General features: G+C 35.9%; 23 protein-coding genes and 3 pseudogenes. 19 read left to right on the top strand and 7 right to left on the bottom strand.

Annotated elements, in window-relative coordinates:
• Positions 1-110: 110 nt before the first annotated feature.
• Positions 111-1,019, bottom strand: coding sequence for an EamA family transporter (locus tag COL05_RS21315; RefSeq protein ID WP_098670047.1), 909 nt, complete (start codon positions 1,017-1,019; stop codon positions 111-113).
• Between the two features lie 326 nt (positions 1,020-1,345).
• Between COL05_RS21315 and COL05_RS32210 the strand changes: the two are divergent.
• The 3 genes and pseudogenes from COL05_RS32210 to COL05_RS21300 all read left to right on the top strand — a co-directional run bounded on the left by COL05_RS32210 (position 1,346) and on the right by COL05_RS21300 (position 2,809).
• Positions 1,346-1,488: pseudogene (locus COL05_RS32210) on the top strand (peptidase T).
• 16 nt (positions 1,489-1,504) lie between these two features.
• Positions 1,505-2,212, top strand: a complete 708-nt coding sequence (gene ccdA, locus COL05_RS21305) for a cytochrome c-type biogenesis protein CcdA (RefSeq protein ID WP_001152682.1) — start codon at positions 1,505-1,507, stop codon at positions 2,210-2,212.
• A 90-nt stretch (positions 2,213-2,302) separates the two neighbouring features.
• Positions 2,303-2,809, top strand: a complete 507-nt coding sequence (locus COL05_RS21300; RefSeq protein ID WP_001028639.1) for a CcdC family protein — start codon at positions 2,303-2,305, stop codon at positions 2,807-2,809.
• Positions 2,810-2,866: 57 nt separating this feature from the next.
• Here COL05_RS21300 and COL05_RS21295 read toward each other — a convergent pair.
• The 3 genes and pseudogenes from COL05_RS21295 to COL05_RS21285 all read right to left on the bottom strand — a co-directional run.
• Positions 2,867-3,514, bottom strand: a pseudogene (locus COL05_RS21295) (hypothetical protein); the annotation flags it as partial.
• 87 nt (positions 3,515-3,601) lie between these two features.
• Entirely contained in the window at positions 3,602-4,042 is a 441-nt protein-coding gene (locus COL05_RS21290; protein ID WP_000889381.1) for a DUF2621 domain-containing protein, read from the bottom strand.
• A gap of 103 nt (positions 4,043-4,145) precedes the next feature.
• The gene (locus COL05_RS21285; protein ID WP_000262403.1) at positions 4,146-4,442 is read right to left on the bottom strand and encodes a hypothetical protein; all 297 of its coding nucleotides are present in this window, start codon (positions 4,440-4,442) and stop codon (positions 4,146-4,148) included.
• A 254-nt stretch (positions 4,443-4,696) separates the two neighbouring features.
• Between COL05_RS21285 and COL05_RS21275 the strand changes: the two genes are divergently transcribed.
• Both COL05_RS21275 and COL05_RS21270 read left to right on the top strand, forming a co-directional pair.
• Positions 4,697-5,275, top strand: coding sequence for an AAA family ATPase (locus tag COL05_RS21275; RefSeq protein ID WP_098670045.1), 579 nt, complete (start codon positions 4,697-4,699; stop codon positions 5,273-5,275).
• Between the two features lie 79 nt (positions 5,276-5,354).
• Positions 5,355-5,501, top strand: a pseudogene (locus COL05_RS21270) (DJ-1/PfpI family protein); the annotation flags it as partial.
• Positions 5,502-5,514: 13 nt separating this feature from the next.
• Here the strand turns inward: COL05_RS21270 and COL05_RS21265 are convergent.
• A complete protein-coding gene (locus COL05_RS21265; protein ID WP_142337607.1) occupies positions 5,515-6,462 on the bottom strand; it encodes a class I SAM-dependent methyltransferase in 948 nt (315 codons plus the stop codon).
• Between the two features lie 194 nt (positions 6,463-6,656).
• Here COL05_RS21265 and hutP point away from each other — a divergent pair, with 194 nt between their 5' ends.
• From hutP to COL05_RS21205, 12 genes are all read left to right on the top strand, one after another.
• Positions 6,657-7,097, top strand: a complete 441-nt coding sequence (gene hutP / locus COL05_RS21260; protein ID WP_000926516.1) for a histidine utilization transcription antiterminator HutP — start codon at positions 6,657-6,659, stop codon at positions 7,095-7,097.
• A gap of 103 nt (positions 7,098-7,200) precedes the next feature.
• Positions 7,201-8,718 carry a histidine ammonia-lyase gene (gene hutH, locus COL05_RS21255; protein ID WP_098670042.1) on the top strand — a complete coding sequence of 506 codons (1,518 nt, stop codon included), beginning with the start codon at positions 7,201-7,203 and terminating at the stop codon, positions 8,716-8,718.
• Positions 8,719-8,741: 23 nt separating this feature from the next.
• Complete coding sequence (gene hutU / locus COL05_RS21250; RefSeq protein ID WP_098670041.1) at positions 8,742-10,400, top strand: urocanate hydratase; 1,659 nt, start codon at positions 8,742-8,744, stop codon at positions 10,398-10,400.
• A gap of 12 nt (positions 10,401-10,412) precedes the next feature.
• Entirely contained in the window at positions 10,413-11,684 is a 1,272-nt protein-coding gene (gene hutI, locus COL05_RS21245) for an imidazolonepropionase (RefSeq protein WP_098670040.1), read from the top strand.
• Entirely contained in the window at positions 11,663-12,634 is a 972-nt protein-coding gene (gene hutG, locus COL05_RS21240) for a formimidoylglutamase (RefSeq protein ID WP_097851505.1), read from the top strand. The genes hutI and hutG overlap by 22 nt, the downstream gene beginning before the upstream one ends.
• 281 nt (positions 12,635-12,915) lie before the next feature.
• The gene (locus COL05_RS21235) at positions 12,916-13,377 is read left to right on the top strand and encodes a CarD family transcriptional regulator (RefSeq protein WP_180233474.1); all 462 of its coding nucleotides are present in this window, start codon (positions 12,916-12,918) and stop codon (positions 13,375-13,377) included.
• Between the two features lie 591 nt (positions 13,378-13,968).
• On the top strand, positions 13,969-15,096 hold the full coding sequence (locus COL05_RS21230) for an alkene reductase (RefSeq protein ID WP_098670038.1): 1,128 nt from the start codon (positions 13,969-13,971) through the stop codon (positions 15,094-15,096).
• 66 nt (positions 15,097-15,162) lie between these two features.
• The gene (locus COL05_RS21225) at positions 15,163-16,737 is read left to right on the top strand and encodes an FMN-binding glutamate synthase family protein (protein WP_098670037.1); all 1,575 of its coding nucleotides are present in this window, start codon (positions 15,163-15,165) and stop codon (positions 16,735-16,737) included.
• Positions 16,738-16,849: 112 nt separating this feature from the next.
• On the top strand, positions 16,850-17,338 hold the full coding sequence (locus COL05_RS21220) for a CcdC protein domain-containing protein (RefSeq protein ID WP_098670048.1): 489 nt from the start codon (positions 16,850-16,852) through the stop codon (positions 17,336-17,338).
• A gap of 300 nt (positions 17,339-17,638) precedes the next feature.
• Complete coding sequence (gene putP, locus COL05_RS21215) at positions 17,639-19,117, top strand: sodium/proline symporter PutP (RefSeq protein WP_142337605.1); 1,479 nt, start codon at positions 17,639-17,641, stop codon at positions 19,115-19,117.
• A gap of 488 nt (positions 19,118-19,605) precedes the next feature.
• Complete coding sequence (locus COL05_RS21210) at positions 19,606-20,544, top strand: ring-cleaving dioxygenase (RefSeq protein WP_098670035.1); 939 nt, start codon at positions 19,606-19,608, stop codon at positions 20,542-20,544.
• Positions 20,545-20,568: 24 nt separating this feature from the next.
• Positions 20,569-21,177, top strand: coding sequence for an alpha/beta hydrolase (locus COL05_RS21205; protein WP_098670034.1), 609 nt, complete (start codon positions 20,569-20,571; stop codon positions 21,175-21,177).
• A 44-nt stretch (positions 21,178-21,221) separates the two neighbouring features.
• Here COL05_RS21205 and COL05_RS21200 read toward each other — a convergent pair whose 3' ends face one another.
• A complete protein-coding gene (locus COL05_RS21200) occupies positions 21,222-22,754 on the bottom strand; it encodes a BA3702 family sensor histidine kinase (protein ID WP_098670033.1) in 1,533 nt (510 codons plus the stop codon).
• A gap of 236 nt (positions 22,755-22,990) precedes the next feature.
• On the opposite strand from COL05_RS21200, the gene COL05_RS21190 reads away from it, so the two are divergent.
• A complete protein-coding gene (locus COL05_RS21190; RefSeq protein ID WP_098670031.1) occupies positions 22,991-23,362 on the top strand; it encodes a VOC family protein in 372 nt (123 codons plus the stop codon).
• Positions 23,363-23,382: 20 nt separating this feature from the next.
• Here COL05_RS21190 and COL05_RS21185 read toward each other — a convergent pair whose 3' ends face one another.
• Entirely contained in the window at positions 23,383-24,192 is an 810-nt protein-coding gene (locus tag COL05_RS21185) for a YitT family protein (protein WP_000251333.1), read from the bottom strand.
• 126 nt (positions 24,193-24,318) lie between these two features.
• Here COL05_RS21185 and COL05_RS21180 point away from each other — a divergent pair, with 126 nt between their 5' ends.
• Entirely contained in the window at positions 24,319-25,140 is an 822-nt protein-coding gene (locus COL05_RS21180; protein WP_142337604.1) for a protein phosphatase 2C domain-containing protein, read from the top strand.
• The last annotated feature ends 2 nt before the right edge of the window (positions 25,141-25,142 follow it).

The raw sequence follows: 25,142 nt of genomic DNA, 5'->3' as shown, positions 1-25,142 counted from the left end.
GCGAAAGCAAAGAATTTAGGTGGGGGTCGGGCTGCCCCTAAAAGTCCGATTGGTGAGGGATGATAATCAGTGGGGGATGAAGAACCTCCCATTGATTAAAGTTTCTCACTTTATGCTGCCAATTTTTTGTGTGTAGGATGTTTACGATAACGTCCACGCATTGCATAGGCAATTTGCGGGATAGCAATACCGATTAAAATAAGTGATACACCGAACCATTGTGAAGATAGCACAGCTTCTTTTAAAACGAAGACAGACATAATTGTTGTAACTGGTAATTCTGCGGCACCAAGAATAGTTGCTAAGCCAGAACCAATCTTTGGAATGCCAATTGTAAAGGCGATAGAAGGAATAACGATACTAAATGTTCCTAATCCTAAACCGTATTTCCAAAGTCCTTCAGAAATTGCACCGTTAAAAATAAATGTTGGCGGAAATACGATCATTACTAAAGTTAAAGCGCCTGCCATTAAGAGAACACCGCGCGGTAAGGAAGGTACTTCAACAGCAACTTTTCCGCTCACAAAAATGTATGTTGCAAATGTAACAGCAGATAATAAACCTAATATGATTCCAGTCGTATCAAAATCACCTGCTGATTTTTCTAGTAAACCACTTGATAAAAATGTACCTGCAAGTAAGAAAATAACGGAAATCACCTTTTCTCTTGAAGGTAATGTTTTTGTTGCTACTGCTTCAATAATAATTCCGACCCAAACGAATTGGAATAAAAGTATGATTGCAATAGATGCTGGTACAGTTTTTAATGAAGCATAATAAAAAATTCCTGTGAAACTTGCAGATGTACCTGCAACGAATAAAATTAATGCTTGTTTTAATGGAACACGATGTCTAGAAAATAGAAGTGTAATAGCAAGCAAAATAATCCAACCGAACAAATATTGGCTGCCAATTACCTCTCCAAGTGAAAATCCTTCTGCATATGCAAGTTTAACGAAAATAGCTAAAATCCCATAACTGCACGCTCCTAATAAAACTAAAAGAGAATAACGAAGCATGAAAAATTCCTCCCATCTATATGAACTTGTTCCGTAACGGACATATATAACTAGAGGGAAGTATACAAAATTAAAAATGAAGGGTCAAATAAAAGAAAAGTATGACATTTTATAGAATAATAATAAAAGTATGATATTTATGCATAATCTTGAAATTAGTAATACTAAAAGTATTGTAAAATCAGCTATGTGTTGTATAAAGATAGCATTTGAAAAAAATATTTTTTAGGGAGATAAAAGGGTAGTCCATTATAGTGTGCCAATCATTTGAGAAACTATGTTACCTTTGTTATGTTAATATCAATTAGAGAAGTTTCGTAGTTCAATTGAGATTTCTCTATATAATAGAAGGAAATGAAAACGTTTTTTAGAAACTGTGTGAAAGGGTAGTTTTTCTTATTATCACGTTGGAAAAGTGATTTCACGAATTGTTCATAGTATTTTTATATGTTTTTGCTACAATATGTAAGGAGAGGAGTGGAACAATGCAAGATATTAGTATTTTTTTAGCGTTTGGCGCAGGTTTTTTATCATTTATTTCTCCATGTTGCTTACCGCTTTATCCGGCATTTTTATCGTACATAACAGGTATGTCGGTTTCTGAGTTGAAAGAAGAAAATGCAATGCTTCGCAAAAGAAGTATGATACATACAGCGTTTTTCTTACTTGGATTTTCAATTATATTTATTGCAATTGGATTTGGTACAAGTTTTATTGGAGGCATCTTTACAAATTATAAAGATTTAATTAGACAGTTAGGTGGTATATTTATCATCGTATTTGGTCTTATTATTGTCGGTGTGTTTAAGCCGAAGTTTTTAATGCAAGATCGTAAATTCACGTTTAAAAATCGTCCGAGTGGTTATTTTGGATCTGTTCTAATTGGATTGGCCTTTGCAGCAGGGTGGACGCCGTGTACGGGACCTATTTTAGTATCGGTTATTGGATTAGCAGCAACGAACCCAGAATCAGCGATGATTTATATGATTGCATACATACTTGGATTTGCTATCCCATTTTTCGTACTATCATTCTTTATTACGAAAATGTCTTGGATTAAAAGAAACAGTATGAAGTTCATGAAAATCGGGGGATACGTTATGATTATCATGGGTATTTTCTTATACTTTAACTGGATGACGAAAATTATCGTATATTTCTCAAGTTTATTTGGTGGTTTTAAGGGTTTTTAGTATTATTCTGTGAAAATGTTGGAAATACTAACGGAAAAGCATATAATGAAAGTATATTTTGCATATAGCCACAAAAAAGGATGAGAAAATATGAACATAGTTGTTTTATCCAGTATCGTTGCTGTTTGTATGGCTGTTGGTGCGATGTTTATTCGTTTAAAAGCAGCTAAGAAACCTGCAACATTGAAAAAAATTATACTTCCACCATTTTTTATGAGTACGGGAGCATTGATGTATGTTTTTCCTGAATTTCGATTAACTCCAGCAGAAATGTTAGAAGCAATTGGTGTCGGTTTGTTTTTCTCTATTTTTCTTATTAAAACATCTAAATTTGAAATTAGAGGACAAGAGATTTATTTGAAGCGTTCAAAAGCCTTTGTTTTTATATTAATTGGATTACTTGTCGTGCGAATTGTATTTAAAACATACTTAAGCCAATCTCTTGATTTAGGACAACTTAGTGGCATGTTCTTCTTACTCGCGTTCGCAATGATTGTGTCATGGAGAATTGCGATGTACCGTTCCTTTACGAAATTGCAAAAGGAAATGGAAAAAGAAGATGGTTTTTATAATGAAAAAGATATGAAATTAACTTAAAAACTGTATATGTATAAAATAAAAAGACAGCGNNCGCTGTCTTTTTATTTTATATTGTTAACATCTTCTGTCCCAGCCGCGTCGTATAAAACGTTCCCCATTAAAGAAACAATTTAAATTTGGTGATACAAACGGACCGATAAATGGAATAATATTTGGCTCTGTAGTCTCATCAACAGAAATCGGTGGCTTAGTAGGATCAGGTCTAAGTGTATAGCGAATACGAGTGGTATTTTGAATGAGAGCGTTTCGTGGCTTTGCTGTTACTTGAACGATAAAACGGACAACAACGGATTCACCTGGATTAACAGTTTCAATAAGAATACCAATTGTCGGATTACTTCCAGGACGTGAAACGCAGTTTACTGTTACTGAATTTGGATAGAAAGTAACTTCGGGAGGCAGTGAATCAGTAATGAGTACATTATTTGCAGGAGTAGCGCCATTGTTAGTAAAGGTAAGTGTATATGTGATGAAGTCACCGAGTTCTACACGATTTACATTCGCAGTCTTAATAAATGTGTTTGGCTCATTAGGGTTTACTTCTATCGTAATTGGTGGTGGTGTTGTCGTTGTTGTGATAGGTGGTCTAGTCGGATCAGGTTGAGAAGTGTACGTAATGGAAGCGATATTTGTAATCATTCTATTAGCTGGAAGTGTAATAACCTGTACTTGGAATGAAATAGTTACTGATTCTGTTGGATTACAAATAGACTTGACAGAAGCTAGATTAACAGCCGTAAAATCAGTAGCAGTAAGTTAAAAAAGATTGCTATAATCTAGCAATCTTTTTTATGAGGAGGATTTTGTCAGTAAAGATTCATAATGAGAATAATCAATTTCTTTTTCTTGTAGTTTTTTTACTAAAAATTTATGGTCGCGTTTTGGTGTAGCAATAATATACCCTTTAATAATTAAATCTTGTGTAATTTGAGAGGCTTTTTCTTGTAATGCCAGTTCTCCAATTTTGCCAGCAATTTTTGATTTAGCAACATCTCGAAATAGTTCTGGAACAGGACTTACGAGCTCTTCTAACAATTGTTTTTGTTCGTCATCCCATAAATGCCTAGTTTTATTAATATAGTGCTCTTCCCAATCTAAAATAGACATACCATCTTCTTTTGGTAATCGTTTTAAAAATTTTCTGAACATAAAGTATCCGCCGATAGACATAAGTCCTAATAAAATAACAGTCCATAGCACAATAAACCAACTGAACCATCCTTCGAGCAAGTATATCCCCCCTTAATGATTGCGGTTTTCTATTATTCATATTATAAACAGTGAGATTCATAGAAAGCAAGAACGCTTGGTCATCTTGACCAAGCGTTATCATTTAAACGAAGTATAGTTGTTCTACACATAAATTATTATTATCATCTTCCACATATTCAATGATTAATGTGCCAACTTTACGATCTTTATCTTCAGTTGTGAAAATAGAGTAAGAAGTAAAACGTGCTGTTGATAGGCCACTTATATGTGTAGGTAAAGAAATGTAGTCGTTATCGCGGAAGAATTCCATCAGTTCAATATCCTCAAATTCTTTTCGGTCAACTTGTTTGTTTGTATAGCGGCGTTGAAGTTGTTTTAAAGACTCATTCCAAGAAATTGCTTTTGTATCGTATACCATTGTTCTATCTCCTTACTGTATGTAATCATTAAGAACATACGTTCTAAACTAGTATACTCTTTTTATTAGAAAAGGGAAAGCAAAAAATAATGTAAGCTTGGATTTCCAAGCTTACATTATTGATGCGTCCGTCATAATCTCTAATTTTTATTATAAGTTACATAAGAATAAGAAACAAGATGATATATATTTTGTTGATAGTTTTCATAATTCTGTATATTATAGGTGTACTAAAGTGCAAGGGACTGAGAGGAATGGCGTATGTAATTTCACTCCAAGGACCGATGGCAAGCGGAAAAACAACATTGGCTAAAAGGTTAGAGCGATGTGGGTTTTCGGTTATATATGAAAATCCTTATCCAATTGTAGAAAAGCGAAAGCAATTAAATTTGGATATGAATTCAAAAGAAGGGTTTATAGTAAATCAAAAAATGTTTATAGAAGCAAAAATAAAGGAGTTTCAAAATGCGAAGGGTTCAGTCGTTATTTTTGATCGTGGACCTGAAGATATTGAATTTTATACACTTTTTTATCCAATGATTATAGGGACAGAGTGGGATATAGAAACTGAATTGAAAGATGAATTATATAAATTAAGAGAATGCCGTTCAGATACTATTTTTTATTTAGATGTGACAGAAAAGAATGTATATGATAGAAAAAATAACGATAGGACAAGAAAACGAAGTACATTTGAGGAGCAATTTAAATTAGTAGAAATGGAAAAAGACTGGTATAAACAATTTCCTGTAACTTATGTGGACACGAATAGATTAACAGCGGAAGAATTAGATGTATATTTTATGAGGTGGTTAAAGGAGAGAGGGATATGAAAAAATACTTTTATTTGTATATCCAACATTTGCGGAGTTTGAAATAACGGTAGCTACAGCATTGTTGAAAAATAAATTTGAAATCATTACGGCACAGGGGCATGCATTTGTACCATTTGGAATAGCGATTGCCTCTTATTTTGGGGTAACAAACGAACATAATATAAATTTTTACAGTGGTAAGGGGAATGTGATGATGGAGGAGCTTTTTCCTGAGAATGTATAAAAGCTAGCTAATGCTAGCTTTTTTCTTTTTGACATCGATAAATGGCTAACGTTTTCGGATCGCGCCATATACCGTTATGAAGTAACAATTCATTTTCTACTTCTTCTTTTAGCCATTCCTTCATTTCGGCGTGAAGATGTGTATTATCAGGTATATTTAGCGATGGAAACATGCTAGAAATATAGTTTACAATTGGAGTAGCATGATGAAAAACGAGAGCATTATGAATAACTGCTTCTTCAACAGTTGGAAAAACAGACTGTAATATCTCTTTACCATTTTCCAAACAAAATGGCGTGACTGAAGATGTTGTTTTCGGTAAATCAAATGCGTCTAACATGCGGTTACACATTTCAACTATACGAGGTAATGTAACGTCAGAATTTGTTGTAGCTAAAAGTGAGCCACCAGGACGTATTACTTTATGGAACCCTTGGACTGTTTTTTCAACGTCTTTCATGTGGTATAACATATGTCTTGCGACGATCCAGTCGTAGCAATTAGCTTCGAAAGGAAGTTTACCGGCGTCACCTAGCCTCCATTCAATTATGCTATTCTTTATTGTAGCTTCAGAAAGCATCGTTTTCGATTGATCCAAACCTGTTAAATGTCCTGTATGACCGTTAGTTTGTAAAAGGGAAAGAAAACTCCCGTTAGCGCACCCAACCTCTAATATTTTCTCGTCTCCTTGAAGTTGTAAATGATCCATGACGACTTCATCTAAATTCACATGTTTTTCTTCATAATGTTTATGTGTATCGATACGTGTCTGTAAATGGTTGCTTACGTTGTATTGGCGTTTTACATCATTCATCTTTTCGCATTCCACCTTCGTGCAAAATTGCTGAATTGCGTGCGTTAATACGTCGGTTTTCTTTAAACCTTCGTAATGAAGTGCAGATTCAAACCTTTCAAGTAATTTTTCTTCAATTCGAAAATGAATATCTTTTCGCTTCGTCATTGAAATATCGCCCCTTTGCATCTGTTATTGAGACTATAGCACGCCTGAAAAATTTGTGTAAATCACTTGTGTACACAAATGGAGAAGATGAAAAAAATGTTTGAATGTGAGTTTAAACTATTGACGATTTAACCGTTTTCATATATTCTTAAATTAAGAAATATTCAAATAATTAAAAGAAATGAGAGAGTCACATGCTTCTTCAAGGAACACATCGAATTGGTCGTATGGCCATGCTGTTGGCACTTGCGGATGAGAATGAAAGCCCTGTATTATCTATCCCAAAAGGTTGGAAGTATTGTACGGGGAAAGTTGGTTCGATGAATTCGCAAAAGGTTGTAGCAGCAATGGAAACAGCGGCTAAAAGCAACCAAGTTATTGAAACAGACGTTTACAGAGAAACACATGCACTTTATCATGCAATTATGGAAGCTTTGTACGGAGTGACGAGAGGTCAAATTCAGTTAGCAGACGTTCTTCGTACAGTAGGACTTCGCTTTGCAATTGTGCGCGGTACACCATACGACGGAAAAAAAGAAGGCGAATGGGTTGCTGTTGCATTATATGGAACGATTGGTGCACCTGTAAAAGGATCTGAGCATGAGGCGATTGGTTTAGGAATTAATCACATATGATTTGCCCATAGTCTATTAGTTAGAAGGGGGCCTTACTTTTTTAGGACAGAAGTCTGTCTTAAAAAGATAAGGTCCCCTTTTGCCTTTTTAAGGAGGAAAAAGAATGATTACGTTAACAGGACACACATTGACAATTGAAGAGATGAAAAGGTTGTTACTTGAAGGAGAAGGTGTAACAGCTTGTCCAAATAGTATGCAAAAGGTGGCGGAGTGCCGCGAAGTAGTTGAGAAAATTGTAGAGGACGGAAAAGTTGTTTACGGTATTACAACTGGATTTGGAAAGTTTAGTGACGTGCTTATTCAAAAAGATGATGTAAAGGCACTTCAACACAATTTAATTCAGTCACATGCATGTGGGATAGGCGATCCGTTCCCTGAAGAAATATCACGCGGTATGTTAATTTTACGAGCGAACACGATGCTTAAAGGTGTATCTGGCGTTAGACCGCTTGTTATAAATATGCTTCTTGAGTTTGTAAATCGTAAAATTCATCCAGTCGTTCCGCAACAAGGTTCACTTGGTGCGAGTGGCGATTTAGCGCCTTTATCTCATCTTGCGCTCGTATTATTAGGCGAAGGTGAAGTGTTCTATAAAGGAAAACGCGTTCATGCGATGGTGGCACTTACAGAAGAGGGTCTTGAGCCGATTGAACTTGAAGCAAAAGAAGGGCTTGCATTAATCAATGGTACGCAGGCGATGACAGCGCAGGGAGTTCTTTCTTATATAGAAGCGGAAGCAACGGCATATCAAGCTGAATTCATTGCTTCAATGACAATTGAAGGGTTACAAGGCATTATTGATGCATTTGATGAAAATGTTCATAAAGCACGTGGCTATAAAGAGCAAGTGGAAGTAGCGAGCAGAATTCGTGACATCCTTCATGATAGTAAATTAACAACAAAACAAGGAGAACTACGAGTACAGGATGCATATTCACTTCGCTGTATCCCGCAAGTACACGGTGCTTCTTGGCAAGTTTTAAATTATGTGAAAGAAAAATTAGAAATTGAAATGAATGCAGCAACAGATAATCCACTAATCTTTGATGGCGGGGAAAAAGTAATTTCGGGTGGTAATTTCCACGGTCAACCAATTGCGTTTGCGATGGACTTCTTAAAAGTAGGAATGGCGGAACTTGCAAATATTTCAGAGCGTCGTATTGAGCGTTTAGTAAATCCACAATTAAATGATTTACCGCCATTTTTAAGTCCAGAACCAGGACTTCAGTCTGGTGCAATGATTATGCAATACGCAGCAGCATCACTAGTTTCTGAAAATAAAACGTTAGCACATCCGGCGAGTGTGGATTCAATCCCGTCATCAGCTAACCAAGAAGATCACGTAAGTATGGGAACAATTGCTTCACGCCATGCACATCAAATTATTCAAAACGTAAGACGTGTTCTTTCAATTGAAATGATTTGTGCGATGCAAGCAGCAGAATATCGCGGTATTGAAAACATGAGTACAGTGACGAAGAGCTTCTACCATCAAGGTCGTCAGCAAGTACCTTCTATTACAAATGACCGCATATTCTCAACGGATATTGAAAATATTGCGCATTGGTTAAAAACGAATTATTCGATCAAAGAAAGATTAGATGTAAACGCAGCACTATAAAATGAGAAAAGGGAGAGATTGAAATGGAAAAAGTTAAACAAACAATTCGCGCGCCAAGAGGTACGGAGTTACAAACGAAAGGGTGGGTTCAAGAAGCTGCACTTCGTATGTTAATGAACAATTTAGATCCGGAAGTTGCTGAAAAACCAGAAGAATTAGTTGTATATGGCGGAATTGGCCGTGCAGCTCGTAACTGGGAAAGCTACAATGCAATTGTAGATTCATTAAAAACGTTAGAAAGCGATGAAACATTACTTGTTCAATCAGGAAAACCAGTTGCAATCTTTAAATCACATGAAGATGCACCTCGCGTTCTTTTAGCGAACTCAAACTTAGTACCGAAGTGGGCGAACTGGGATCACTTCCGTGAACTAGAGAAAAAAGGTCTTATGATGTACGGACAAATGACAGCAGGTAGCTGGATTTATATTGGAACACAAGGTATTTTACAAGGAACATATGAAACGTTTGGAGAAGCGGCACGTCAACATTTCGGTGGTTCATTAAAAGGTACATTAACACTTACTGCCGGTTTAGGTGGTATGGGTGGTGCACAACCTCTTGCTGTAACGATGAATGGCGGTGTTGTTATCGCTATTGATGTTGATAAGCGCAGTATCGATCGTCGTATTGAAAAGAGATACTGTGATATGTATACAGAATCATTAGAAGAAGCATTAATGGTTGCGAACGAGTATAAAGAAAAGAAAAAACCGATTTCAATTGGTTTATTAGGAAATGCGGCAGAAATTTTACCAGAGCTAGTGAAGCGTAATATTACGCCAGATTTAGTTACAGATCAAACATCTGCTCATGATCCATTAAACGGTTATATTCCAGTAGGTTACACGTTAGAAGAAGCAGCGAAACTTCGTGAAGAAGATCCAGAACGTTACGTACAACTATCAAAAGAAAGCATGACAAAACATGTAGAAGCAATGCTTGCTATGCAAGCAAAAGGTGCAATTACATTTGATTATGGAAATAACATTCGCCAAGTTGCTTTCGATGAAGGTTTGAAAAATGCATTCGATTTCCCAGGATTCGTTCCAGCATTTATCCGTCCATTATTCTGCGAAGGAAAAGGACCATTCCGCTGGGTGGCACTTTCTGGTGATCCAGAAGATATTTATAAAACAGACGAAGTAATTTTACGTGAGTTTGCTGACAATGAACATTTGTGTAACTGGATTCGTATGGCACGTCAGCAAGTTGAGTTCCAAGGTCTTCCATCACGTATTTGTTGGCTTGGTTACGGTGAGCGTGCGAAATTTGGTCGCATCATTAATGAAATGGTTGCAAATGGTGAATTATCAGCACCAATTGTTATCGGTCGTGACCATTTAGATTGCGGATCAGTTGCATCTCCAAACCGTGAAACAGAAGCGATGAAAGACGGTAGTGATGCAGTAGCAGACTGGCCAATTTTAAATGCATTAATTAACAGTGTAAACGGTGCGAGCTGGGTATCTGTTCACCACGGTGGCGGCGTTGGTATGGGGTATTCACTTCACGCTGGAATGGTTATCGTTGCAGATGGAACGGAAGCAGCAGCAAAACGAATTGAGCGCGTATTAACTTCTGACCCTGGTATGGGGGTAGTTCGTCACGTTGATGCAGGATATGACTTAGCTGTGGAAACTGCGAAAGAAAAAGGCGTTAACATTCCGATGATGAAATAAGGAGGAGAAAACATGCTGGACACTTTACTAATAAATATCGGTCAATTACTGACAATGGATCAAGAAGATGGCTTGTTAAGACGGGAAGCGATGAACACGCTTCCTGTTATCGAAAACGGTGTGGTTGGAATTGAAAATGGTGTAATTACTTTCGTTGGAACAGCAGAAGAAGCGAAAGGATTACAAGCGAAAGAAGTTATTGATTGCGGCGGGAAAATGGTTTCTCCTGGTCTTGTTGACCCGCATACTCACCTTGTATTTGGTGGATCTCGTGAAAATGAAATCGCACTAAAACTACAAGGAGTTCCGTACTTAGAAATTTTAGAAAAAGGCGGAGGCATTCTTTCAACGGTAAATGCAACGAAACAGGCGTCGAAAGAAGAACTCGTTCAAAAAGCGAAATTCCATTTAGACCGTATGCTATCTTTTGGGGTTACAACTGTAGAGGCGAAGAGTGGTTACGGATTAGATGATGAGACAGAATGGAAACAATTGGAGGCAACTGCACAATTACAAAAAGAGCATCCAATCGATTTAGTTTCTACATTTTTAGGTGCTCATGCAGTGCCGAAAGAGTATAAAGGTAGATCGAAAGAATTTTTACAATGGATGTTAGACTTACTGCCAGAAATGAAAGAGAAGCAATTAGCTGAATTCGTTGATATTTTCTGCGAAACAGGTGTGTTCTCTGTCGAAGAGTCGAAAGAGTTTTTATTAAAAGCGAAAGAGCTTGGCTTTGACGTGAAAATTCATGCAGATGAAATTGATCCTCTTGGTGGTGCGGAAGCAGCAGCTGAAATTGGTGCAGCATCAGCCGATCATTTAGTTGGTGCTTCTGATAAAGGAATTGAAATGCTTGCAAACTCTAATACAGTAGCTACTTTATTACCAGGAACAACTTTCTATTTAAATAAAGAAAGCTTTGCCCGCGGTCGTAAAATGATTGATGAAGGTGTTGCAGTAGCGTTAGCTACAGACTTTAACCCAGGTAGCTGTCCAACTGAAAACATTCAGCTTATTATGAGCATCGCAATGCTCAAGCTGAAAATGACACCAGAAGAAGTTTGGAACGCGGTAACAGTTAACTCTTCTTATGCTATTAATCGAGGCGATGTAGCTGGGAAAATTAGAGTTGGTCGTAAGGCAGATTTAGTTTTATGGGATGCGTACAATTATGCTTACGTACCGTATCATTACGGCGTAAGTCATGTAAATACAGTATGGAAGAATGGTAATATCGCATATACAAGAGGTGAACAATCGTGGAGCACGGCCACTATTTAAAGAAGAATGCAAAGTTTATTGATCGTGAAGTTACGAAATGGAGTGAGATGATTAAAGATTGGGAGGAAGATGTAGAAATATTCGGTGCGGCCTTAATTGGAGCGCCACTTTCTAAACCATCTATTAGTCATTCAGGAGCAAGTTTTGCTCCAAAAACAATTCGTGCGATGTTAGATGCATATAGCACGTACGCAATTACAGAAGAACACGATATGAAAGAAAGTGTCTTATATGATTGCGGCGATATCATGATGCATGTAACGGATATAAAAGAAAGTCATAACCGAATTGCGAGAACAGTTGGTCATGTAACGAAAGTAAATCCGAACATGATACCAATTGTTCTTGGCGGTGATCACTCGATTAGTTTTCCGAGTATAACAGGATTTGCAAACAGTAAAGGAAAGATTGGTATTATTCAATTTGATGCCCATCATGATTTGCGTAATTTAGATGATGGTGGTCCATCAAATGGTACGCCTTTCCGTAATTTACTAGAAAATGGTGTCATTACAGGAAAACAACTCATTCAAATCGGTATTCGTAATTTTTCAAATGCACGAGCATACCATGAATATGCAAAAGAACATGGAGTGACAGTGTATACAATGAAAGATGTACGATTGCGAGAAATAAAAGATATTATGACAGAAAGTATTGAAGTATTAAGAAATCAAGGCGTGACTTCTATTTATATTTCTCTTGATATGGACGTACTAGATCAAGCATTCGCACCAGGTTGTCCAGCAATTGGCCCTGGCGGAATGGACAGTATGACTTTACTTGATGCGATTGAATTCCTTGGTAAAGAACCGCTTGTGCAAGGTATGGATATTGTAGAAATTGATCCAACCCTTGATTTTAGGGATATGACGAGCCGAGTAGCTGCGCAAGTGATTATGAGTTTTCTATTAGCGAGAGAAACAGTCCGTAAGCAGGTTAGTATATAGGTGTGAAATTAATAGGTGATTTTTACCGATTTCGCATAAAAAACACATTACTACTCATATGTAGTAATGTGTTTTTACGTAAAAAGAGAAGGTGAAGTTAGAGTGTATATATATGTGGAAAAGTTAATAAGTTTGTGGGTTTTGAGTGATATTTTACGGGTTTATTTTTTTAGTTTGAAAGGATTGACACTAAAAATAATTTTATGATAAAATAAAAATTTTGCTAAAAAATCGAATGTGTGTTAAGATTGAGAAGGTTACCATATATGGAGGTGGATTATTTGTTTCAAATTGGCGATAACATTGTTTATCCAATGCAAGGAGCAGGTATAATTAAAGCCATAGAAGAGAAGGAAATAGCAGGGGAAAAACAACAATATTATGTTATAAAAATGTCGGCTAGTAATATGGAAATAATGATTCCTGAAGGGAAAATATTGAATTCAAATATACGACCAGTAACGGATATCACGACATTAATACACATAATGGATATTTTTCAACATGGAGAATCAGATAGATTACTTACGTGGAAACAAAGGTATAAATTGAACACTGATAAAATAAAAACGGGTAAAATGCAAGAAGGCGCTGAAGTTGTGCGTGATTTAATGCGTATACAGAAAGAAAAAGCACTTAATGCAAGCGAAAAGAAAATGTTAGATAACGCACATGAATTTTTGATTAGTGAACTGGGATTAATTGAAGGTATCACAGAAAATCAAATAAAAAGCTTTTGTTAAGGTTTATTACAAATAATGTATTGCATCCCAAAAAAAGATTTTGAATTTTTTGGGAACAAAATTATAGACAATCAATCATTTCAAAGACATTCAACTCTTTTAAACCACTTTTTGAGCATTAACCTCTTTTGTTATTACTACAATCAAATCCATTTTTATTTTTTAATTCTTTTACGAATGTTCGAAGTTTAATTAAACACTTCGATAGAATAGTTACTTGATTTTTGCAATCCTGATTCACACTGGCACGGACAAGGAGCCGTAAGGATGAAAGAGAGGTAGGGCTTTCATTGTTTTAGGTTTATAAGTTATTATTTTTAGAAGAATACTGAACCATTTCCACTTCTATTGATAAGGGATTTTTTATATGTGAAAAGATAATAATTCTTTATATAAAAGAGATAAAGAAATTGATACCCATATATGGTCAACTAAAAAAGGTTTCCTACTAAGGAAACCTTTTTAGTTTATTTATAGCATTCTATTTGTTTGATATTCGAATATTTCGTGTTTAAAGCGTATAAATTGACGTTACTATCTAAAAGTAAGTATGATGCGATTATAGTAAGAATATTTTTAGGGGGAAGAAAAATGACAAGTTCAAATAATAAAGCAGCAAGTATTTATGAAGGAACAAATATAAACGCTTGGGGATCTTTTGAAAACATTGAAGAAACGAAGTTGTTTGATCCGATTCAAATTGGATCTTGGTCTCTTCGTAATCGTATAGCAATGGCACCGATGACGAGATGTTTCGCGAATCATGAAACGGGAGTCGTTGGTGCTGACGTAGTTGAGTATTATAGAAAACGTGCAGCTGATGGAGTTGGATTCATTATTACAGAGGGAATCGTCATTAGCCCAAGAGCAAAAGGGAATCCGGGAGTACCAGGGATTTATACACAAGAACAAATCGATTCTTGGAAGCCTGTTACAGAGGCAGTACATAAAGAAGGTGGAACGATTATTGCTCAAATATGGCATGTTGGACGTATGAGTCATCACGAAATAATTGGTGGGCAAATGCCACAAGCACCGTCTGCTATTGCTGCAGAAGGAAATGTTCCACGTTTTCGTAAACCGTTTGATACGCCAGAAGCAATGACGTTAGAAGAAATACAAGAAGTGATCGGTCAATACGCACAAGCTGCGAAGAATGCGATTGAAGCTGGATTTGATGGAGTAGAAATTCACGGTGCACACGGATATTTAATTGATCAATTTACTTATGAGTTTGCAAATAAGCGTACTGATAAATACGGCGGTGACTTAAAGGAAAGATTAACGTTTATGAAAGAAGTAACTGAGGCTGTAATAGAAGCCGTTGGAGCTGATAAAACACTTCTTCGCTTCTCTGCTTTCAAAGGTGATAATCCTACTTATATGTGGGAAAATCCTGAATTTGCAATTGAAACATTTGTAAATATGTTCAAAGAAGTTGGGTTAACGATGATTCACCCTTCAACAATGAATTATACGGCAGTTATTGCTGACGGAAAGAATTTTCATCAATTAGTAAGAAAATATTGGGATGGTACGATCGTAGGAGTAGGAAATTTAAATCCGAAAGAAGCTGAAGAAGCGTTGCAAGAAGGAACAATTGATGTAGCGGCATTCGGAAGACCTTTAATTGCTAATCCAGATTTTGTTCATCGAATTAAAAATGCTGAAAGTTTAGTTGAATATGATGCGAAAGAGCATCTTGCTACATTAATTTGAATAAAGATAAAAGGAGAACACATCAGGTGTTCTCCTTTTATTATGGATTTCATAGGAGGAAGCGGGATGAGTGAAACGCTACTCGTTATTATTAGTATATTGCTCTTATTGATGCTACTATTAATCATTTTTTTTATTATTACATTTTTCATTAAAAAACGGACGCATCATTCTATATTAAAGCTGCATCCATACTTAGGGAGAATGCGCTATTTACTTGAAAAGATTGGACCGGAATTTCGGCAATATTGGTTTGATCATGATACGGATGGAAAACCTTTTTCACGTTATGATTTTCAAAGTGTAATGTTTCTCGCAAAGTATCGTTCTGAAATACTCGGTTTTGGATCAAAACGAGATTTTGATGTATCTGGCTATTATATTGCTAATACATTATTTCCGATATTAACAGATGAATTAAGTGTGAATGTAACGCAAGAACGTGAAGGGAAAAAGTATGTGATTCATAAAGAGGGGTTATTTTCACGAAAAGAAAAATTGACAGCGGATACAACGAATCTTTGGTTATATGAAGAAGATGATGCAATTATCGTCGGTGAAAGTCGTAAATATCCATGGAAACTGTATGGTATGTTTGGTGCATCAGCAACGTCTTACGGTGCGATTGGCGAAAATTATATTTTAGCGAGTGGTCTTGGTGCGAAGATGGCTGGCGGTTCGTGGATTAATACGGGAGAAGGTGGTGTAATACCAGAACATTTACATACAGGTGCAAATATTGTTGCACAAATTGGTCCAGGTTTATTCGGGTATCGTGATGAGGATGGTAATTTTTCAATGGAGAAATTTATGGAGAAAGCGAAAGAAAGTAATATTAAAGCATTCGAATTGAAATTTGGGCAAGGTGCGAAAATACGTGGTGGCCATCTAGAAGGACAAAAAGTAAATGCAAAGATTGCTTCTGTTCGGAATGTACGAGAAGGCGAGACAATTAATTCACCAAATCGATTTTCATTTTTAAATAATGCAGCAGATACACTTTATTTTATTCAGCGTTTGCAAGAAAACGGCGGTAAACCAGTCGGTATGAAAATTGTAATTGGACAGCAAGAGCCGCTAGAAGACTTATTCAAAACGATGAAAGAGTTAAACATCTATCCAGATTTCATTACCATTGATGGTTCAGAAGGTGGATCAGGAGCAACGTATAAATCGATGGCAGATAGTATGGGGATGCCGCTTATTCCAGCATTATTAACTTGTATTGATACAGCGAGTCATTATGGTGTTCGGAATAAATTCAAAGTGTTTGCCTCAGGGAAATTAATTACACCAGATAAAGTGGCAATTGCTTTAGCAATTGGAGCAGATGCCGTAAATTCAGCACGCGGATTTATGATGGCAAGTGGCTGTATCATGGCGCTTCAATGTAATTCCGGACAATGTCCATCTGGAGTTGCCACGACGAACCCGCACTATCAAAAAGCGCTAGATCCGTATGAGAAGAAATGGCGTGTCATGAATTACGTTGTTAGTATGAGATATAGTTTGTTTTCACTTGCGGCAGCGGCGGGAGTAAAGAGTCCGCGTCATTTAACCAGAGAGCATATTGTGTTTAAAGATGAGGTGGGGAGAGTAATTCCTCTTTCGGAATTGTTTCCTATAGTGAATCAAACTTAAAAGTATATTTAATATGTAGGATTTTTTCGTAGGATAATTATATTATTCAGAGAATATTAGGAGTATAATGGGAAAGTATTTTAAAAATACCTGTTTTTGGGGAGAGATTTATTTGCAACAAGGTTCGTACAGTATTACAATTTTTTTACTCGTCATAGGGATCGTTATATTTAGGCGTATGCGCTCTATGAATCGCCCTATTAAAAATAAGGGAAGACGACTATTACTGCCATTATTCTTTTTATTACCAGGTTTGTCTTTATATGCTGCACCGATACAACTTGCTAGTTGGCAAATTGAGGTAGCTGCTGGAATTGGACTGTTATTGTCAATTCCACTTATTATTTTAAGTGGGTATGAAGTGAGAGAAGATGGCCAAATTTATGCGAAAAAAAGTATTGCTTTTATTGCTACATTTTTAGTTATCGTTCTTTTACGTGCTTACTTTAGAAGGCATTTACAAGGTTTAGATCCAAAGTCAATCGGCATTCTTTTCTATACTCTTGCAGTTTGTTATATAGTGCCTTGGCGAATTGGCTGCTATATAAAATTTCGCAAAGTATACGTAGAGAAAGAGAAAATCGCGATGTCAATAAGCTAAAAGTCATACATTCGTATGGCTTTTTTCTTTTAAAAATTTGTCTGATAAAAGAATGAAAACAGGGTATAAAAAAACAGTGTTGTATTTTCTGAATATTTTTACTTTGTTTTCTTTTGAAAGCCGGGTAATCCACTGGGATAAAGGCGTTTATAGCGGTTTTCACATGTAGTGAAAAGGGCTTGTTCACTTGAAAGAACAAAAAATGTTTGGTAAGGTAGGGAACCATAAGCGAAAACAAGAAAATAGAAAAAGTCATTTTTCGAAATTTTGAATGGCTTATGTAACTAAGGGAGAGATTTGGTGAAGATTGAGATTATGGTTTCGCTTGCTATTTATATGGCAGGTATGTTGTATATCGGTTATTGGTCTTATAAGAAGACATCCGATTTATCAGATTATATGTTAGGCGGAAGGGGACTCGGTCCAGCAGTTACAGCTTTATCAGCTGGTGCTTCTGACATGAGTGGTTGGATGCTAATGGGATTACCTGGTGCGATGTATGCAACAGGATTATCAAGTGTATGGATTGCGATAGGTTTATTAATAGGTGCTTATGCAAACTATTTAATTCTTGCCCCGCGTTTGCGAACGTATACAGAAGTGGCAAATGATTCAATTACGATTCCAGACTTTTTAGAGAATCGATTTAAAGATCGTACGAAAATACTTCGTTTTGTCTCCGCTATCGTCATTTTAGTATTTTTCACATTTTATGCGTCGGCTGGTTTAGTATCAGGTGGACGTTTGTTTGAGAACTCTTTCAACCTAGATTATAAAGTTGGTTTATTTGTAACTGTCGGTGTCGTAGTTGCTTATACACTATTCGGTGGCTTTTTAGCAGTAAGTTGGACCGACTTTGTGCAAGGGTGTATTATGTTTATTGCTCTTGTATTAGTACCAATTGTTGCTTTTACAGATGTGGGCGGTGTAACAGAAACATTCAATACAATTAAGCAAGTTGATGCATCGCGTTTAGATATGTTTAAAGGGACTACAATTCTTGGTATTATTTCATTTTTAGCATGGGGTCTTGGGTATTTTGGTCAACCGCATATTATTGTCCGCTTTATGGCAATTACCTCTATTAAAGATTTAAAAACATCTCGTAGAATCGGTATCGGTTGGATGACAATTTCAATTATAGGTGCAATGCTTACTGGACTAATTGGTATTGCTTATTACGCTAAAAATAATGCGACATTACAAGACCCAGAAATGGTCTTCGTAACATTCTCAAATATTTTATTCCACCCGTACATCACTGGGTTTTTACTATCAGCTATTTTGGCTTCGATTATGAGTAGTATTTCCTCGCAATTACTCGTTATTTCAAGTGCTGTAACGGAAGATTTCTATAAAACATTTTTCCGTCGTAATGCAAATGATAAAGAACTTGTATTTATCGGTAGACTGTCAGTATTAGTAGTAGCTATGATTGCAGTTGTTTTAGCGTATCATCCAAGTGATACAATTTTAACACTTGTCGGTTATGCTTGGGCAGGATTCGGTTCAGCATTCGGACCAGCAATTTTATTAAGTTTATATTGGAAGAGAACGAACAAATGGGGCGTTCTTGCAGGGATGATTGTAGGTGCAGTAGTTGTAATTACTTGGGTACAAATTCCAAGTTTAAAAGCGACTATGTATGAAATGGTACCTGGATTCTTCTGTAGCTTATTAGCTGTTATTATTGTAAGTTTAGTAACGAAAGAACCAGTGAAAGCAATTCATCGTGAATTTAATGAGATGGAAGCAGTGCTCGAAGAGGAAACGAAATAATTAGCGAAGAGAGTAAACTGGCGTTTACTCTCTTTTTATCCCACTTTAATGGGTAGTAAGATCCCCACCTCAAAATTCAGCGAAAGTAAAGAATTTAGGTGGGGGGGCGGGCTGCACATAAAAGTCCGATTGATGAGGGCTAATAATCAGTGGAGGATGAAGAAAACCCCCACTGATTAAAGTTTCACTTTATTTAAAATGAAAATAAGGAACTTGTTGACAACTAAAAGTAAGTAACTTATAATAAGTTTAAATTCAAGATAATTTGTGTTACTAATAAAGATTTCAGGTGGAGTAAATATTTTTTGGAAATTATCTCGAATTCGAGATAATTGCGATGAACTAGATATGGATGTATAATTTTATAATTGATATCTTGAATTCGAGATAAAATAATAATAGTGGATTTACTTTGCAGTATGGACAAAATGAATAATGAATTTTAATGTATAAAAACTTTTATAAGGGACTAAAAAGGAGTGAACGAAATGGAAAAGAAAACAATGGGGATCCATCATATTACAGCAATCGTAGGGCATCCACAAGAAAATGTAGATTTTTATGCTGGTGTATTAGGGTTACGTTTAGTAAAACAAACTGTGAATTTTGATGATCCAGGCACGTACCATCTTTATTTTGGGAATGAAGGAGGAAAACCAGGAACAATTATTACGTTTTTCCCATGGGCTGGTGCTCGTCAAGGCATTATTGGGGATGGTCAAGTAGGCATTACGTCTTATGTCGTACCAAAAGGTGCAATGGAGTTTTGGAAACATAGATTAGAAAAATTCGATGTTGCGTATACAAAAATGACTCGATTTGGAGAGCAGTATTTAGAATTTGATGATCCACATGGTTTGCATATAGAATTAGTAGAAAGAGAAGAGGGCGAATTAAATAACTGGACTTTTGGAGAAGTTACGCCAGAAGTAGCGATTAAAGGATTTGGCGGTGCTGTTCTTTTATCTGCACAACCTCAAAAAACTGCTGAATTATTAGAGCATGTTATGGGTCTTGAGAAAATTGGAGAAGAAGGTGAATTCGTTCGATTCCGTTCTTCTGCTGATATTGGGAATGTTATCGACTTGAGGTTGTCAACAATCGGGCGTGGTCAAATGGGTGTTGGTACAGTTCATCATATTGCTTGGAGAGCGACTGACGATGATGATCAACTAGACTGGAAAGAGCATGTGACTCGTTTTGGATATCACGTAACACCTGTACAAGATCGAAATTATTTTAACGCAATTTATTTTAGAGAACACGGGGAAATCTTATTTGAAATTGCAACAGACCCTCCTGGTTTCGCTCATGACGAATCGTTAGAGACGATGGGTGAGGAATTAAAGTTACCGGAGCAATATGAATCACATAGAAAACAAATTGAACAAACACTTCTACCATTTGAAGTGAGACATTTAGATTAAAGTGATTGAAAGGGGAAAAGGATTATGATGAAACATGTTTTTCAAAAAGGAAAAGATACGTCAAAACCAGTGTTGTTATTACTTCATGGTACAGGAGGTAATGAATTAGATTTATTACCACTTGCAGAAATAATTGACCTAGAAGCATCTGTATTAAGTGTTAGAGGTAATGTATTAGAAAATGGTATGCCACGTTTCTTCCGTAGATTGGCAGAAGGTATTTTTGATGAAGAAGATTTAATTTTCCGTACGAAAGAATTAAATGAGTTTTTAGATGAAGCTGCAAAAACATATGAATTTGATAGAAATAACATTGTAGCTATCGGTTATTCAAATGGAGCAAACATTGCTGCAAGCTTATTATTCCATTACGAAAATGCATTAAAAGGCGCTATGCTTCATCACCCAATGGTGCCTAGAAGAGGAACACAATTGCCTAATTTAGCAGGAAAATCCGTGTTTATTGCTGCTGGGACAAATGACCCGATTTGTTCATCAGGAGAGTCAGAGGAATTACAGGTACTATTAGAAGATGCAAACGCTAATGTAACAATGCATTGGGAAAATAGAGGGCATCAATTAACAATGAGTGAAGTAGAAAAAGCAAAAGAATGGTATGACAAAGCATTTTAAAAAAGAAGCATCTGCTAACAATTAGCAGATGCTTCTTTTATTATTTACGACTGAATTGCAAGATGAGATGAAGAAAGCGGTAATTGAATGTCAACGATCGTACCTTTATTTAATTCGCTTGCAATGTGTAATTTACCATGATGTTCCTCAATTATTTTGTAACACATCATTAATCCTAGTCCCGTTCCCTTTTCTTTTAAACTGTAAAATGGTTCGCCTAGACGAGAGATACGATCTTCTGGGATACCGCAGCCTTCGTCAATAATCCGTATTAAAATAAAGGTATCATCTAATGGTTTTGTTTGGATGTAAATATTTCCGCCATTTGGCATCGCTTCTATCGCATTTTTTAATATATTTATAAAAACTTGTTTTAATTGGTTACCATCACATTGAATATCATGTTTGTAATCAAAATGATCCATAATAATATGAACACTATGCATAACAGCAGTTGGTAAAATAAATGTAACGACCTCTTCAATTAAAGCTTGTATGTTACAAGTTTGGATAGATAATACTTGTGGTTTAGACATCGCCATAAATTGACTAGTGATAGATTCCATCTGTGAAATCTCACTTAACATAACATCGATATACCATTTTTGCTCCTCGTTGATTTCAGGAAGTAGCAATGTTAGAAAACCTTTTAGAGAAGTGAGTGGATTTCGAATTTCATGGGCGATTCCAGCTGTCAGTTGTCCGACTACTGCGAGCTTTTCTGATTTTCGTAATAACTTTTCCGTTTCTTTTAGCTCGGTAACGTCTCTTCCCATTACGATAATACCTTTTCGCGAGCCGTCAGGATGATAAAGTGGAACTTTCGATATACTTAAGATTAGGTCGGAATCATCTCTATGAATAATGAATTCCTCACCATGAAGAATTTGTCTTTGTTGCCATGCTAGTTCGTCCACTTCTTCACAATGTAAAAAAGCTTCTCGGTAGGCTTCGTTATATTGAATGAGTTCACTATCTTTTTTCCCGTGATAAGGTACATGGTGGAAATTGAAACAAGAAAGTGCATAGTCATTTGCTTCAAGCCAGCGTCCTTCATGATCCTTAAATATAACAAACGCAGGCATGGAGTCCACTAATGTACGTAATCTCTTCTCACTTTCTTTTAGCATATTCTCAATTCTTTCTGATTTTTCAAGAGGTTTCATAATGGCATATACGCCAGTTAGACGATTTTGGACAAAAATAGGAACTAGTTTTGTTACGACGTCTAATAAGAATCCATTTTTATGATAAATAGATAAAATATATTCTTGTTGATTATCCGCTTCCGTATTCTTTATATTTTGTAATACTTGCTCAGAAATATGGGCTTCTAAAATAGAGGTAATATTTTTCTGTTCTAATTCTAAAGAAGTATAACCTAATATTTTTTCGGCAGAAGGATTTATATGTAAAATAATGCCCTCCAAATTTAATGAAATAATACTATCAGGATTATGTTTGAACAGAGATGCGTACATTTCTGTTAATGAACGATCTTGTATATGGTTTCGCAAACGTCTAGAAATGTTCGGATGACGTTTTCTTTGAGTTGATGAATATTTTTTACGACTCATAATAGTTCCTCCGTACAAATAGCATCTAAAAAGATTTGTCTATTCATAACTATAATATAGATGTAACGTGTATTTCTATAAAAAATGGAAGTTATATAATAAATTTTGTTTTCTTTATTTTTTGCAAAGTGAGTGCCAGGTGGTAATAAGGGGAGCTTATATTGTTTTATAAACCTTTTGTAAGTTACAAAAGTGGGTTTTCTGTATAACATTAGGGTAGAAGAGGGGGAGAGAAAATGAGAAATTATATTCAAGGGATCGATCATGTACAAGTAGCTGCGCCTGTAGGGTGTGAAGAAGAAGCGCGAGCGTTTTATGGTGAAACAATAGGTATGGAGGAAATCCTGAAGCCAGAGGAATTAAAGAAGCGTGGTGGATGTTGGTTTAAGTGTGGAAATCAAGAGATTCATATCGGAGTTGAGCAAAATTTCAATCCAGCAAAAAAAGCACATCCAGCTTTTTATGTTTTAAAAATTGATGAATTTAAACAAGAGTTAATAAAGCGAGGTATTGAAGTAATAGATGACCATGCACGTCCAGATGTAATTAGATTTTACGTGTCAGACCCGTTCGGAAATCGAATTGAATTTATGGAAAATAAAAACTAGGTTGAAATCCACCTAGTTTTTTAACCTTTTCTAAACAATCCTAATACTTCAACCGTTTCGGTAATGTTAACGAATGCATGAGGGTCAATTTCAGAAATTGTTAATTTCATGCTTGCTAATTCTTCACGAGAAACGACTGTCATAAGTACACGTTTCTTTTCGCTAGAATAAGCACCTTCGCCATCAAGTAATGTAATTCCACGTACAACAGTTGAAAGAAGTTGTTTTTTCATTTTTTCTGCTTCATTTGTTACAATCATAAGTGTAACCTTTCGATGTTTCGTATGAATGGCATCGATAACTTTACCAGTTACATAAATTGAAAGTAAGCTTGTAAGAGCGACATCCCAAGTGAAGAAGAATCCTGCAATGATTACAACGACTGCATTTAAAACAATAAGGAATCCGCCAAGTTTAATATCTCTTTTGCGAGACAACAACATACCGATAATATCAAATCCACCAGTTGATCCATTACAGTTAAAAACAAGACCGATACCAGCTCCGGCAATGACACCACCAAAGATAGATGATAAAAGCGGATCTGTTGCGACGACTTTCACTGGAACATAGTATAATGCAACAGATAATACAATAACAGAGATAATTGTGTTGAAAATGACTTTTTTTCCAAGACCTATGTATCCTAAAATAAGGATAGGTAAGTTTAATACAAAGTTAATAATACCTGTGTTTACAGGAGTTACAATCCCTAAAATAATAGCAATTCCGCCAATTCCACTACTTAAAATTTTGTGGGGGATAAGGAAAAGATTAAAGGCAATCGCAATAATAATAGAACCAATAATAACACCAAGAAATCTGACCATCTCTTTCCCGTCCTTCACTAAAAAATTCATATTATTTCAAGATTATATATGATATTGAAAGTTTTGGGTAAAAACAGTTTATTTCGGGAAATTTGATTAATCAAAAGAATTTGAGTATTTTATTATTTGAAAGGGGATACAGTTGTGAAGATAAAAACATATCAACAGAAAAGCCCGTTGAAGCAAGAATGTGAGGATTCTTATTTTTGTAATGAAGAAAAAAAGATGTATGGTGTATGCGACGGTGCAACACCGCTCGTCCCGTTTCGTGATGAAAAGGGACATAATGGAGCATACATCGCTTCGCATTTATTTGCAAGTTATTTTGCTTCATTACGTGAAAATTATAGTTTACCAGTTGCAGTTGCAAAAGCAAACGAAGCATTGCAAAGAAAAATGTTAGAATATGAAGTAGACACGAGAAAAAAAGAGCATTTGTGGTGCACATGTATTGCGGCAGTGCAAATAGATGGGGAGAAAATTGAATATGTACAGTTAGGGGACTGTATGATTGTCGCAATACTTCAAAATGGAACGATGCAAGTATTAACGAAAGACACGGTTGAAGGAATTAGTAAAAGAGCCAAAAAGAAAAGAGAAGAAGATCGTAAAAAGGGATTATCTGTACCAGAAGAACATGTTTTTCAAGATGTGCGAGAACAGTTAAAATATAATCGTTATCTTGCAAATGTGCAGGGTGGGTATTCCGTTGCGAATGGAATGAAAGAAGCGATTCATTATTTGCAGCATGGGGAATTACATATAGATGAAGTGAGTGGGATTTTTATTTGTTCAGACGGATTATTCCACCCAGATTGGCCACTCGAACAAACTGTTGCATATATAAGAAAGAATAGTATAAATGAATATGTAGCAATTATTGAAGAGCTAGAAGGGGAAAAGAAAATACGACCAGATGATAAAACAATTATGATCATTGATTTTTAAGG

This window comes from Bacillus sp. AFS059628 (assembly GCF_002571225.1).
In the GTDB taxonomy this organism is placed as follows: Bacteria; Bacillota; Bacilli; order Bacillales; family Bacillaceae_G; genus Bacillus_A.
This window is presented reverse-complemented; position numbering and strand designations above follow the sequence as displayed.

Excerpts from the sequence above, each read along its gene's own strand:
- ccdA (WP_001152682.1), top strand. The coding sequence starts at position 1,505 with ATGCAAGATATTAGTATTTTTTTAGCGTTTGGCGCAGGTTTTTTATCA.
- COL05_RS21205 (WP_098670034.1), top strand. The coding sequence starts at position 20,569 with ATGATGAAACATGTTTTTCAAAAAGGAAAAGATACGTCAAAACCAGTG.
- hutI (WP_098670040.1), top strand. The coding sequence starts at position 10,413 with ATGCTGGACACTTTACTAATAAATATCGGTCAATTACTGACAATGGAT.
- COL05_RS21190 (WP_098670031.1), top strand. The coding sequence starts at position 22,991 with ATGAGAAATTATATTCAAGGGATCGATCATGTACAAGTAGCTGCGCCT.
- COL05_RS21225 (WP_098670037.1), top strand. The coding sequence starts at position 15,163 with ATGAGTGAAACGCTACTCGTTATTATTAGTATATTGCTCTTATTGATG.
- COL05_RS21315 (WP_098670047.1), bottom strand. The coding sequence starts at position 1,019 with ATGCTTCGTTATTCTCTTTTAGTTTTATTAGGAGCGTGCAGTTATGGG.
- hutP (WP_000926516.1), top strand. The coding sequence starts at position 6,657 with ATGCTTCTTCAAGGAACACATCGAATTGGTCGTATGGCCATGCTGTTG.
- COL05_RS21185 (WP_000251333.1), bottom strand. The coding sequence starts at position 24,192 with ATGGTCAGATTTCTTGGTGTTATTATTGGTTCTATTATTATTGCGATT.
- COL05_RS21285 (WP_000262403.1), bottom strand. The coding sequence starts at position 4,442 with ATGGTATACGATACAAAAGCAATTTCTTGGAATGAGTCTTTAAAACAA.
- hutH (WP_098670042.1), top strand. The coding sequence starts at position 7,201 with ATGATTACGTTAACAGGACACACATTGACAATTGAAGAGATGAAAAGG.
- COL05_RS21210 (WP_098670035.1), top strand. The coding sequence starts at position 19,606 with ATGGAAAAGAAAACAATGGGGATCCATCATATTACAGCAATCGTAGGG.
- COL05_RS21230 (WP_098670038.1), top strand. The coding sequence starts at position 13,969 with ATGACAAGTTCAAATAATAAAGCAGCAAGTATTTATGAAGGAACAAAT.
- hutU (WP_098670041.1), top strand. The coding sequence starts at position 8,742 with ATGGAAAAAGTTAAACAAACAATTCGCGCGCCAAGAGGTACGGAGTTA.
- COL05_RS21200 (WP_098670033.1), bottom strand. The coding sequence starts at position 22,754 with ATGAGTCGTAAAAAATATTCATCAACTCAAAGAAAACGTCATCCGAAC.
- COL05_RS21300 (WP_001028639.1), top strand. The coding sequence starts at position 2,303 with ATGAACATAGTTGTTTTATCCAGTATCGTTGCTGTTTGTATGGCTGTT.
- COL05_RS21265 (WP_142337607.1), bottom strand. The coding sequence starts at position 6,462 with ATGACGAAGCGAAAAGATATTCATTTTCGAATTGAAGAAAAATTACTT.
- COL05_RS21275 (WP_098670045.1), top strand. The coding sequence starts at position 4,697 with ATGGCGTATGTAATTTCACTCCAAGGACCGATGGCAAGCGGAAAAACA.